The sequence below is a fragment of the Halorubellus sp. JP-L1 genome, from assembly GCF_011440375.1.
Taxonomy (GTDB): domain Archaea; phylum Halobacteriota; class Halobacteria; order Halobacteriales; family Natrialbaceae; genus Halorubellus.
The window spans coordinates 157,994-171,342 of record NZ_JAAOIR010000002.1; the positions used below are offsets into that span (position 1 = coordinate 157,994).

Here is a 13,349-nt window from a genome sequence, read left to right on the forward strand (position 1 = left end):
CTCAGTGGCAAAAAAGAACGCTGCTGTCAGGGGGACAGAAGTGAAAGTTCGGAAGACTTCCGGATCGACGACAGTTTACCGGAACGGTAGCCACCTGCAAGGAATGTCAATCCGTCATCTCATTCTCTGTCTTCGACTCCATGACTATCGGGGCTCGGTCAATCCCGCTTCATCGCTACAGGAGAGACTTCGGTGAGGGCAATACATGCAATGGTATCCTGCAGTATCCATCTCGAATGCGCTCTCGGAAGCGAGCGAGAGACGGTCCGAGAGCTGCGCTCGCGCTTGTTCTAGGTCTGCGTCAGTGAACGTCTTCAGATCGATACGTGGGCCTTGTTCGCCGACGTAGGTGTAACCAGCAGTTCGGACGGGTTCGTCGAACAGGTTCTCACACGCAAGTAGGTAGATGGGAAGCTGGAGGTCGTCGTCGAGGGACCGCTCGTTCTGCGTCGCCTTGTAGTCGAGGACGACCAATTCGCCGTCGGGTCGACGGCAAAGGGCGTCTATCATGCCGACGACGGTCTCGCCCTCGAACGTGAGTTCGAAGCTGCGCTCGGCCTCCATGATCTCCCAGCTGCTCGCGTCGGTCTCGAAGAACCGCTCGATGCACGCTTCGACCGCTGGGAGGACTGCCTCCTCGCCTCGAAGCGAGGCGAGTCGCTCTGCGAGAGCCCGCCACTCGGCTTCATCCGTGTAGCCGCGATCCGCGGCGCGTTCTGCGGTGTCGTGGAACAGAATCCCGATCTGGCGCTGGCTCGGCCCGCTACCATCTCCTCCGTCCAACTCGCCTACGGCTGGGTCGTCGAACGCCCTGACGACGTGGGAGAGGTAGTGCTGGCGCTGGCAGGTCGCGAACGTGTCTAGGGACGTGTAGCTGTGCCGTCGCTGCACGGTCGCTGCTGCAGGTTCGCCGAGCACGGCGTCGGGGAGCGAATCGGCGAGCGCGGGGTCGAGCTCGCCGTCGAGTGCTTGCTTTGCCAGATCGAGCACGCGATCCTGGCCAGCCCCTCGACTCAGGCGGGTGCCTGCTTCGATCGCGGCAACGCGCTCAGCGTCGTCGACGGGGGCAGCAATGGTCTCGGTCCCGTCGACGGCCGTCAGCGGCAGGCTCTCCTGGATCGTCTCCCAGATCGGGAACGAGACGCCGTCGATGGCCCAAGGCAGGTTCTCCGGCAGTATCTCGGCGACGGTCGCTGGCGATACGGTTTCCGCATGGAGGGAGTCCTGAGATTCATCGTCGCGACGCCCGCTGAGGATGGAGAGCTCTTCGGCTCGCGTGATGCCCACATGGAGTAGTCGGCGTGCTTCGTGCTCGTCGCGCTGGGCGAAGTCGTGGTCGAGTGGCGACCCGCCATCGAGGACGTGCTCGATCACGTCGTAGGAGCGCGCCCGCGGTGCCCATTCGCCGGCCCGGAGCTGGGGGAGGACGACGACGGGGAACTCGAGGCCCTTGCTCTTGTGGATCGTCATGATCGAGACCGCTTCGTGCTGCGTCTCCGGCTGGTCTGCCATCTCCCGGTCGGAGACGTCGTGCTGGTCGAGGAACTCGACGAACCGGCCGGAGAGTTCGGGTTCCACGGCGCCCTCCTCGAACGCACTGACGACCTCGTCGAGCGCTCGCAGGTCGTGGCGTTCCTGCTCGGAGAGGAACCACTCGATCCGCATCGTCGACTTCAGCTCCTGATACAGCCGAGACAGCGAGTGCGTGTCCCGCTTCGCCCACAGGTCGCCGAGATGGTCGCGCGCGGTTTCCACGCGGGAGGGCTCCGAGAGTTCGTCGAGCGAGATTTCGGTGATCGACTCGTGGAGTGGCGTGTTCTCGTCTGGGGCCGTACCGGGCAGTTCGTGGTCGTTCAGTCGTTCGAGGTCCGCCCGCGAAACCCGATAGCGCATCGCGAGCACCCGGTTGAGGGCGACCTCGTTCAGCGGATCGGCGAGCGCTTTGAGTGCGGCGATGACGGTCTCGACGCCGGGGGCTTCGGACGCGAGGTCGCCACCGAGCTCGTACGGGATGCCGGCCGCCGTGAGCGCCTCGGCGATCGGACGAGCGTGGCGCTTCTTCCGGACGAGAATCGCGATATCGCTAGGGTCGTACGCAGAATCGACGAGTTCGGTGTCGCCGTTGAGCAGGCGCGTGAGCGCGTTCGTGAGCTGGGCGGCCTCGTCCTCGGGTTCTTCGTCGGCGTCGATCGTGACGACGCCCGCGTCGGCGTCCGCGGCGTCACCGACGGCAGCGAGTTCTTTCTCGCTCGCTCGGACGTCCAGTTGGGAGAGCGCATCGTTCGCGAGGTCGAGGATGGGCTGGTTCGAACGAAAGTTCTCGTCGAGCGTCTCCTCGTGCAGCTTAGGGCAAGCGGCGTCGAGTCGGGGGCCGATGTTCTCGACGTTCGCGCCGCGCCACTCGTAGATCGCCTGGTCGTCGTCGCCGACGACGAACAGGTCAGCGTCGGCCGCGATTCGCTGGACGAGTTCGAACTGGACGGTGTCGGTGTCCTGATACTCGTCGCAGAACACGTAGTCGTAGCGGTCGCCGAGCCAGCCTGCAATCGTGTCGGCCTTGAGGAGGTCGACGGTCGCAAGGACGAGGTCGTTGAAGTCGAGGAAGTTCTCCTCGTCGAGTCGCGTCTCGTACGCTCGATAGCCAGGCACCAGGTCGGAGAGCACCTGACAGCGGTCGACGAACGCGTCGAGTTTGTCTGGGAGCGCGTAGTCGACCGGTGGCATCCCTTTCGGGGCGCCGCTGTACTGGCCGAACAGGTGTGCGGGGAGCTTGTAGCTGTACGCGAGATCCCCGTCGAGTATCTCCGCTCGGTTCGCGTCGAGGAATGCAGCCAGCGAGACGCACGTCTCGCACATCACGTCGAGATAGGTCCCGACGTGGGTCTCCATCCTGTCGTCGTTCAGGTCAGTCCGGAGCTCGCCTAGGGTCTGCTCCATTGCTTCGAGGTTGGCGAGCATCTCGTCGAGTCGGTCGTCGGTGATCTTCCGCCAGCCGACCTTCAGATGCTCGTCGGCGGCCTCACGGATCTCGTCGGCCAGCTCCCCGAATTCGAACAGCCGATCGACGGTCGGCAGGTAGGCGTCGACGTCGTCGGGCGTAATGCCGGTGCGCTTCATCGCGGGGACGAACTGCAGGAGCCGATCCGGTGCGCCCGTGGCGTAGTCGACGCCGTCGTACACGTCCGGGTTCGTGAATCGGTACGGCATCTCGTCAAGCACCTCGTAGCTAAGCGCAAATCGGTCCGCGTCCGTCGCGATGTCGTACCGTGGGTCGAGGTCGGCGTGATAGGCGAACTCCTGGAGGAGTTCGTGACAGATCGCGTGGTACGTGTACGCCTCGATGTCGTAGCCGTGTTCGCCGACGGTCTCGACGAGCTTCTCTCGCATCGAGTCGGCGGCCTTGTTCGTGAACGTGAGCGCGAGGATTCGGTCCGGTGGCGTCCCGTTCTCGATGAGACGCTGGATCTTCCGGACCATCGTGAACGTCTTCCCGGTCCCGGCACCGGCACGGACTCGCATCGGGTACGCGTCGCTCTCGATGATCTCTCGCTGTGCCTCGCGTGGCTCTGGGAACTCGTCGTCCCGTGGGTCCGGGAACTCGTCATCCTCGGCGGCTGCTTCGTCAGTCATCGAGCCCCACCTCCGCGCCGAGGTAGTCTCCACACATCCCCTGATACGAGCAGTCGCCATAGGTCTGTTCCTGGATTTCATCCCACGGTTCGGGCGCGAACTCTCTATCGAGAATCCCGTCGTAGCAGTCCTCGATGATCGACCAGATGGCGTCCTCGTGGGCGTCGTAGATCCATCCGACGTTTCTGGCGTTCGCCTCCACCGTGACCGTGATCCCGTCCCGTCCGGGATTCCGATCCACACTGTGAAGGAGCCCGTAGAACGTGAACTCGACGTCCATCCCGGGCTCGTAGTGGTCGGTGCGTTTCGCGCCCTCGATGTACGTTGCAGCCTGAAATACGCTCCGCAGGATGTCGGCGTGATACGCCTCTCCGTCGTGATGCTCTTCGATGCGGTCGTGCGTTCGACCGGAGACGATCCCCGACAGCGATCCCTTGTAGTCGATCACTTGCAGGCCGTCGTCGGTCCGGACGATGTTGTCCACGCGACCGTGCAGATGGACGTCCCCACGATTGCACGTGAGCCAGCCTTCCTGCGTGACCGAGTTCCTTGCGTGTTCGAGGCCGTCCTCGGCGAAGTACGCGGCTACACCGGTGGTGGCAACCTCCCGGTCGTACGCGTACTGAGCGTCGGACGCGTACTCGGACCGGTCGGTGTGACTGGTCCACTGTCGGTCGATTGCCTCGGCCGCATACGCTCGAATCTCTTCGTCCGTCGGCGATCCCGAGTGATCGGCGACCCACGTACACGTGTCCTCGATCGCGCCATGGTAGGCAAGTCCCCGGTCGAGGTAGCGACGCGACTCCTCGGGCGCCTCGACCGACCACTCCGAGTCGTACTCGTACTGTCGCGGACACGCCGCGTAGGTCGCGAGCCGCGAGGGCGAGACGCGAGTCACGGTCTCATTCACGATGCACCACCCCCTCCGCGAAGTCGACACGGGTTCGAATCGCTTCGCGGACCTCGTCCGGGAGGTCACCGTCGAGGAGCGACTGGATCGTCGCGAAGTCCTCGTGGACGTCGTCGACCTCCACGGGATCTCCGACGATGCCGGCCCGCCGGATGGCGTCCAGCGCGTCGTCAGTCCTCGTGAGCGCGAACTCGACGGCGCTTCCGTGACTGTGTATCCCACCGTGGTTGACCCGCTCGAACGCTCCGTACGCGTCCTCCGCAGCGGCCAGGAACCGCGATGGCTGTAGATTGGTGCCCGTTCCACCGCTCTCCTCGCGAAACGTCCCGAAGTAGAGTCGGTCTTTGGCGGCTCGTGCACCGACGGCGAGGAATCGGCGGCTCAGCGCGGCGTAGTACGCCTTGAGCGGGCGCGTGCTCGCCTCCGATTCCGTCGTGAACGTCTCCCGAACGTCCGAGTCGGTCGGCGTCGTGTAGGCCGGATAGCCGTCGAGGCGTTCGAGGTGTGGCGTCGGGAAGAGCGACGTGAATCGCGGGTCGGCGGGATAGTCGCGATCGACGGCGTTGACCACGAACACCGCTTCGCGCGTCACGTTCTTCACGACCCGGACGGTGTCGACGAGCACGCCGTCTGTCGGCGTCTCGAGCTCTGCGGCGACCCTGTCGGCTGCCGCACGGTCCATCTCGCGTTCCAGTCCCCGGCGGAGCGTCTCCCACGACGCATCGACCAGGTCGGAATCGTCGACGAAGCTCGCGAGTGAGAGCACCGCTCGAACGTGCTCGAACGTCGTTCTGGCGTCCAGCGGTTCCAGCTCCCTCCCGATGCGTTCCTTGAGGTCCGTCTCTCGCATCCAGGCCCAGAGCGCCGATTCGAGCCCACTCGACGCCGATCGGTCGCGAACCTCCACGCAGCGCTGCTCGAGTTCCGTATCGTCTTCGATGCGCGCAGCGAGCGTGGCGAGCGCTCGCTCGCTGGACCACCCCGCTTCGGCATCGTCGTCGTTACAGCACCAGCAGACGAGCGCGTAGAGCTCTCGCGCGGCCGGGTCGTGTTCGAGCCCCGCGACCGTCGCTGACGTGACCGGGATCCCCGCGTTCTGGAGGAGACGGAGCGTCTCCGGGATCGGCGCTTTCGAATCCTGAAGCACGACCACGATCTCGTCGTACGAGACGCCGTCTTCCCGTCGGCGAAGCTCGATCTCGTCAGCGATCCGCCGGACTTGCGCTTCGAACGTCGGACTTTCCAATACGGCTACGTGGCCGTCGGCCGTCGCCCCCGACCGATCGCCCGTAGCGAGGAACGACGCGACCGCCTCCGGCCGCGTTCCGTCCTCGGGAGCTGCATAGTCGACGACCGAAAGTTCAGGTACTACGTCTTCGATCCGTCCCGACTCGTTCCAGAGGCGCTGGATGGCGCTATTCCGTTCGCCCACGCAGACCAGCGGCGTGTCGAGCGTGAGCCACGCGAGATACGCCCGGTCGATCGGCGTGAACTCCTCGAACTCGAGGACGAACACCGCGTCGAACTCTCGCTGTATCAGCCGTCGAACTTCGTCGTCCTGTAACTGCTCGAGGGCCGTCGAGAGGACGTTCCCCGGATCCAGTAGGTCGTGGTCGCCGAGCCACTCGTGGAACGCCCGATTGAACGTGGCGAGTTCGGTCAGCACTTCGTCGGTCGTCTCGATCGAACTTCTCTGCCAGGTGGCCTCGGCGACGAATCGTCCGAGATCGCTGACAAACGACCCTTGCTCACTCGCCTGATGAAGGTAGGGGGTCTCCCAGTCGTATTCCTGTTCGAAGGTCTCGAGCAAGAGGTACTGTTCGGCCTGAGTTAGCACTCGCGAGGACACTGGGCTCTCTTCGAGGACTCGCCGGCTGTGCGCTGCCAGCCCCATGACCTCCGGCGTCGTGACGCCGTCCGTCGCGTCCGCGAGCGCCACCTCCAAGTCGTCGATACCCGTCGGAAACCGCTTCACGACGAGGACGTTCCCTGCACCATGTGTGTCGGCGATATCGGCGAAGAACGGAGCTGCGGCATCCGCCAGCGGGTCTCCCAAGAACGGGAGAAGATGTAATGATCCCTCCAGAGAAGGAGCGGTATCCACGGGCGTATCCTGCATGCCACCTGATTCTGCTGTTGGCGTAATGATTGTGGGGGCCAACGAACCGTGCCTGTAATTCGAAAGTTAGTCTTTTCCTTGGCCGAGGACGATAGCCACCTAGAGGAGACAAGCTATTGAACAACGATTGCGGTAGGATTACTGCATCTGCAGCGGTGTTGTTTTCGTCTTCGGAGGTGCGACAAGCGGTCGAGAGTCATCCTGATACCCCCTTATTCGAGTTGGTACCAGGCAAACGAAGGTGTGAGCGATCTAGTGCCCCATCTATGATGCTTCTTCTGTAAGGGTTGCAGACACCCTCATCTGACTCAAGAGCGCATGAATTGGCAGTTTGAATCTCCGGGGAGTTATTCGGAGTTCGACATTGGGTAGGTTCGTTCTGAAATGATTGGGATGTTTTCCCGGGTGAAGTCTGTGGACTTGCCAATCTTTCGTTCGAGGAGATCTGCTATCTCTTCGTTTGCAGTGGCGAAAATGATCTGTCTGGAGCCATCTCTTGCTAATTCGATCAATAGATTGAAGAATGATAGAGTATTGATATCGTCGAGGTGGGCGAATGGCTCGTCAAGCAGCATCAGCGGCGGTGCGCGCTCGTGTGCAATATTGTTTGTAACGAAGATCGCCAACGCTAGGGCCGCTCGTTGACCGGAACTCATCTCCGAGATTCCAGCTACGCCAGAACCACCCTCACGTTCGGATCGACGCTCAACAACGACATCGTCACCATCATATTTGACCTCGCCAAACTCATACGGCCGTTGGAAGGCTTTAAACAACGTTGAGATCACGGTCATGTGTTCTTCAACGAGCCGTTTCAGCTGAGCTTCACTATCGCCACCCTCAAATGCAGTATCGAGCCTGTCGAGACTATCCTTACAATGCTCTATCTCTTCTTGCAGATCCGCAATATCCGCTTCAATAGTTTCGATCTCATCTTCAAAGTGTTGCGGGAGATCTAGCGCTTCGGGGGTAGTTTCAATCTTGCTGACCGTGCGGTCTATCACTTTAGTATCTGCGCGTAAAGCCAGTGGCTGTTCCAAGGCATCGTCTGGCCAGAACTCTTCGAGAACATGCAAGGCTGCATCGATATCGGACGATCGGTTTTCATGATACCGTTCGAGCGCGATGAGATCATCACTATCGGCAGTCGGCCCCGCGGGAACCGTGAACCACACCTCTGAAATGCGCGACTCAAGATAATCATCCCCGCGTTCTAAAACCTCACCGAGTAGCACATTCTCCGTTTCAACATCGATATAGCCGTCCAAGACTTGAGCGACCGTCTCAACCGTTTCTTCACTCGTCTCAAAAGAACCCTCAGACGAAAGCGACCCACTATCGATAGCCTCCCATAGCTCCGTAAATGCACTCAGGTTGCAGATATCATCATATCGGACCGAGATCGCATAGTCGATCTCCTCCCATTCTGATAGCGTGAGAATAGACTTCGCTTCTTCTAACCTCGAAATACGATTCATGAACCCATCTGGAACACGGTCAGAGGCATCTCCGTGTAGATGGTCTGGTTTCTCTCGCTCCAGTATCTCTTCGCGGGATTGTTCGGTATAGCAGGCTGGACAATAGTGAACATCGTCTGTAATTTCAAGATAGCTTTCTGTCTGCCCGCGAATTTCGGCCTGGAGTTCCTGACGCCGCTCTTCCAGCTCATCAAGTTTCTCAATCTTTTCCTGTTGTTCTTTCAAATCGGACAAGACAGTGTTTACAGCCTTATTCGTCGCCTCTCGCCACCCCTTCACCGTACTTGCTCCCGTCGGTTCGACGTCGGTATCGATCTCCTCCTGAAGCACATCCTTTAGCGTCGCTAACTCCTTCGGACTTACCCCATACGAGTCAAGCAGTAATCCAACAAACCCAGCCTCAGAGGACAGGCTCTGAAGAACAGAATCTGAACACTCCTTTAGTACTTGTCGTAGGTTCGAAGCCTCTGATTGATACTGCTTGCCCTCCTGAATCAGAGGTAAATATTGATTCGTCTCGTCACGGGCCGCTCGCAGTTCCTGCCAGAGCTGGTCTGCTGTATCGATCTCCTCATCTGCTACTGACACCGCCTCACAGCCACTCTGCAAGTCAGCGAACCGCGATTGCCAGCGAGTCCACACCTCGAGCCGATTCTGCTCAGAGGGCAGCTCGCTATCCAGAGGTGACGAATGATGGCCGACATCGAGCGCCCTCGCTGCCGCCGGTGACAGCTTCTCACCGGCATGCTCTAGCCGAGAGAAAAGCTGGACCGCCTGAGCTTGCTTCTCACGAACGGCTCTCAACTCTCTACCAAGGTCTTCAATCGATCGAACATTGTTTCGGATGTGCTTCTCTAACCTTGGCCCAAGTTTCCGTTTATCTTTGAGCACATCTTCCAGCTCTTCACCATACAAAAGCCGTCGGAGTGTCTGATCAATGTCTAAATCAGGCTTATTCTCTATAAACCGAGTAGCAGCGCCAGCTTCGTGATAATTGATATGGTAGAACTCGCTATATTTCGGTTCCCGTCCGTGAGGTCTAAACCCAAACCAGTCCGCGACACGGTCGTTCACCGACCGTGAGTCAGTCGGCAATGGCTCAGCATCACCTTCGAGCGTCACGCCGAGATCCGCATAGTCATCAGCACGACGATCATCGTCATGCCGGATCTGCCCGATTAGCCCCAGAGCCGTCGCATCTAATAGGCTCGTTTTCCCAGTCCCATTTCGACCATACAAGAGCGTAAACTGCTCTGCATCCAGTTTGTCAAGATGGGCGGATCTCCGGAACTCCCCTAGTTGGGTCGAATCGACAAACGCATCCCTCGGATCTCCACGAATCTCCGAAGAGCGGCTACTAGCTTCGGACCGCTCTCCCACCCCATTCCGTAATATCTTAAACTTCTCATCACGGTTTAGATTATCAAATAAGAAACCAAGTCCTTGGTCGAGAATATTCTCGATGAATGCTCCTCGGTCGAACTCATTCGTGATGTTCGCCAGCTTTGCTTTACTCGTTCGCAAAGGAGCTATGAAATCCTGTAACTCTCCAATGCCGATACACCGCCGAATTGCGAACCGTGTACTCTCCTCAAATTCCGTCACTAAATCCGGATCCGGCTTTGCGCCATCTTCGTACGCCCACAGGAGACGAATATTCCACTGGTTCGGCGTATCAGGATTATAAAAACGATTCTCCAGCTCGTCAATATCAGCATCTAACAACTCCCTCGCATTGTCCTCAGGCTTGAGATACCGTAAGAGAAGCAACTCATCAGCGAACCCCTTTCTTTCTTGCTGGACCGCATACAACCTCCCTGGCCGCTCTACTGCAGTAAGCGCGTTCACATCGAGATGCGATGGCAGGTACTCTGAGATCGTCATTCATTAACCCTCACTAAGCCACCAGTATTGCTAACATCCTCACTTCCATGCGAAACTCGCCCCGCGTCCTCATAATTCTTCAACGTCTTAAGCACAAGCCCGTCACTCGCACTCAGTGTCGCGACAAGAGGTTTGAAACGCTGAGGCTCCCGTTGCAACACCCAGTTATGCAACTCCTCAGCGGCCTCGTCTTCTTCCTCTGGACTCACCCGATTGGTGGTCATCAAGCAGGCCTGCACAGGTTTGTCAGTATACCTTGCATTCATCGGGACATCACTGAGTGAAAACTCGTCATCCATACAGAGACCATGATTAGCGACCCAATCAGTTACCTCTACTAAATGCTGCACATCAGGCACAGGTGATGATCTACGACGCGAATGATCACTGAAGACATGTCCTAACCGTTCCGTACCATCCCGGTCTGAAAGCGTCTCCACGGCCGCCCACGTTAAGTCACGGGCAGGATCAAAATCAGATTCCCCATCCGGAAGTTCATCGAAGTTGATGTTCCGAAGTGCGATTGCTGTGCTCAGTTCCCTGGCCAGGGCCGAATCCGGTAGTTTCGCTCGCCAGTCATCACACGCCTGATGAGTACATTCAGGCACTCCAGGAGTGCTCGCATTATACGAGTTAGCGGATTCATCCCAGGACCAAGTGTCCATGATCCTTGGTTGCGAGAAGGAAGCGTCACCACCGGCTGTATCGCCCGGATTTTGTCGCTCAAACTGTAATCGGCTTACAGCATCATTAGCCATTACCCACACGTGATCACAGTGATAGCCCGGCTTCGTGCCTACAAGGCCTCCGTTATCGTAGGTGGTATCGTAGCGATATAACGGGGATCGGGTCTTCGCCTTCGAATATACCCCGGAGTACCCAAACCAGTGGGTGTCACCGTCAATCGTGATCTGTCCCCAATTCGCAGCCACGTACGTGACTTTAAAATCAGAGCCATTGAACGCATCATTCCGAAAATCGATCCAGGTTTGATGGAAGGGATCTGGATTACACTGCACATGAACCACAAATGAATCGTATTGCCTAGCAGCGTGGGCCACCTCCTCGCGCAAATCACCGTTCATAATATCAGAACACGTCCAGACGATCACATTAGAACCATTTCGAGGGTCAATGCTCCATATTGAACCCCCACAAGCCAGATTCGCCTGTTCATTTGGCAGCACGCCCTCACTCATCGATTGCGTCTTGTACTGCACCAAGACCGCAGGTTTCGAGCTCTCCACCCTTGCAGCCGGCTTAATTGGAATAATGGTCGGAGTGAGAAACTCATCACCGGAGCACTCTACATCCTCTGTTTCAATAACTTCAAACTCCTCTTCCTCTTCCAGTTTCTCAAACACACGTTGTCTAGTGTGATCCTGTATTGGGGCACAACCGAGCACGAATAACGGGCTGTCATTTGCAAAGAGGTAGTCGCGATGGTTCAGCACCCACTCGATATTATAGGCCCACTCTGGCGCCACCGCTAGTTGGCACTCTGTATCATTCGCCTGTCGGAGGAACGATTCGGCCTTCTGTTCCATTGCCGGCTCCGGTGCTGGGAGCTCTGATACATTGTTAACTTCACCACCTGGTTGGTGCACCAATACGTTCTTACTTCCAATTTCAGTGTTCAAAATAGGGTACTGCTCAAAGCTCAACCCATTAAGTCTCTGCCCTGCAGAAACAACCCGCGACGTGCCACTCATTAGTATCCACACCGCATAAGTGCCAGTTATTTTAATCTACCTACTGCAATACAACACCTAAAACAAGACTCGACACCCACCTGGGAAACCAGATTGCTCCTGACTAAAACTGCCGACCACTCGGCTTATCAAATGATCCCACCAACCCCATCGGACCTCACAGCTAACTCCACCACTGCAGTAAGCTCCTAGATCGATCTATCTTACTCGGATCATCCCGTCGACTACTCGGCTAACCAACCAACTTGACTTCGTGAGATGATAATAGTAGGATCAAATCCCTCCTCTCACATTCGAACCCCCAAACAGACAACTACCCTCACACTGTCTGTACCGTTATCGTCCCAATGGAGGCTACAGATAGCGTCGGTTCTGTCACTGGCTCGCCCCGACAGAATCATGAACTAAACTAGCCAGTGGGCAACGCCACCAAACAATTTTATCCAGGAACACTGATACGATAGCCTCTCAAAAATAACTCTATCTCACGATTCCAGCTTCCACCAACCCATCATCACCAGTATACGGCTCAAAAACATCCACCATCAGACCTCCCTCTCACACCGAAAACCCGCAAGACCCATCCCGTGATACACTCCTAAATCCATGCAGCAGACTGAATCCATACGTGCACGTGGCTGTCTCCGAGGCCTGGCCTGCGGTGACGCCCTCGGCCGCCCGGTCGAATTCAAATCCGCCAGCCAGATCGAACACAAGCACGAGACCGTCACCGAGATGCTCGCGAACGGCTCGCACGGGCAGCCAGCCGGAACCATCACCGACGACACCGAACTTGCCACTTGCATCGCCGAGAGCCTCGTCGCGAACGACGGCTTCGACCCCGACGACGTCGCCTCGCGGTTCGTCGACTGGCTCGACACTGACCCGTTCGACGTGGGATTGATGACGAGAGACGCGATCTCGAAGCTCCGCGAAGGCATGGATCCAGACGAGGCCGGCCGAGCTGTCTGGGAATCCCGCCCCGAAGGGTCCAACGCCGGCAACGGGAGCGTCATGCGTTGTGCACCATACGCCATCGCGTTCCGGCACGATGAGATCCAGCTAGAGCGCGTGAGCAGACGGTCCTCTGCGATTACGCACGCCGACCCGCGCTGTCAGTGGGGATGCGTCGTCCTCAACCGTACAATCGCTGGTCTCATCCGCGGCGACGACCACGCACTCCGAGCGTCTCAAGACGCACCCGACGAACTCCTGGGCGCCCTACAGCGCGTCAACGACGTCCTCTACGACACCCAAGACCCCGACCTCCTCGAGAACGACCTCGCAACCAGCGGCTACGTCGTCGACACCCTTCAAACGGCATTCTACTACGGACTTGGTGCAGAGACCGCGGAAGATGCGATCATCCATGCCGTCAATCGCGGTGGCGATACTGATACTGTCGGCGCGATCGCGGGCGCCGTCGCCGGCGCACGCGGCGACACCGGGCCACTTCCCGATCGGTGGCTATCGGTGATCGACGAAGGACCACGCATCGACTCGCTCGCAGACTCGTTACTCGACCTCGATCCGGCGCCCTGAATCGCACTCGAGGCGACTCGTCCATTCGTGGCGCTTTCGACGCCTCGAGCAACGAACTGCCCACAGGCTTTTGC

Annotated in this window: 6 protein-coding genes; 1 reads left to right on the forward strand and 5 read right to left on the reverse strand. The window is 58.6% G+C overall.

The window, feature by feature from the left end:
• Positions 1-144 precede the first annotated feature (144 nt).
• The 5 genes from G9C85_RS09340 to G9C85_RS09360 all read right to left on the reverse strand — a co-directional run bounded on the left by G9C85_RS09340 (position 145) and on the right by G9C85_RS09360 (position 11,568).
• A complete protein-coding gene (locus tag G9C85_RS09340) occupies positions 145-3,630 on the reverse strand; it encodes an ATP-dependent DNA helicase (protein WP_166039277.1) in 3,486 nt (1,161 codons plus the stop codon).
• Positions 3,623-4,540: a PD-(D/E)XK nuclease family protein gene (locus G9C85_RS09345; RefSeq protein ID WP_166039279.1), complete on the reverse strand. Its 918-nt coding sequence runs from the start codon at positions 4,538-4,540 to the stop codon at positions 3,623-3,625. The genes G9C85_RS09340 and G9C85_RS09345 overlap by 8 nt, the downstream gene beginning before the upstream one ends.
• Entirely contained in the window at positions 4,533-6,659 is a 2,127-nt protein-coding gene (locus G9C85_RS09350) for a hypothetical protein (protein ID WP_166039281.1), read from the reverse strand. Before G9C85_RS09350 ends, G9C85_RS09345 begins: the two co-directional genes overlap by 8 nt.
• Before the next feature lie 347 nt (positions 6,660-7,006).
• The gene (locus G9C85_RS09355; RefSeq protein WP_166039283.1) at positions 7,007-10,021 is read right to left on the reverse strand and encodes an AAA family ATPase; all 3,015 of its coding nucleotides are present in this window, start codon (positions 10,019-10,021) and stop codon (positions 7,007-7,009) included.
• Positions 10,018-11,568 carry a hypothetical protein gene (locus tag G9C85_RS09360; RefSeq protein ID WP_166039285.1) on the reverse strand — a complete coding sequence of 517 codons (1,551 nt, stop codon included), beginning with the start codon at positions 11,566-11,568 and terminating at the stop codon, positions 10,018-10,020. The genes G9C85_RS09355 and G9C85_RS09360 overlap by 4 nt, the downstream gene beginning before the upstream one ends.
• Positions 11,569-12,339: 771 nt before the next feature.
• Between G9C85_RS09360 and G9C85_RS09365 the strand changes: the two genes are divergently transcribed.
• Positions 12,340-13,275, forward strand: coding sequence for an ADP-ribosylglycohydrolase family protein (locus tag G9C85_RS09365; protein WP_166039286.1), 936 nt, complete (start codon positions 12,340-12,342; stop codon positions 13,273-13,275).
• Positions 13,276-13,349: the final 74 nt, after the last annotated feature.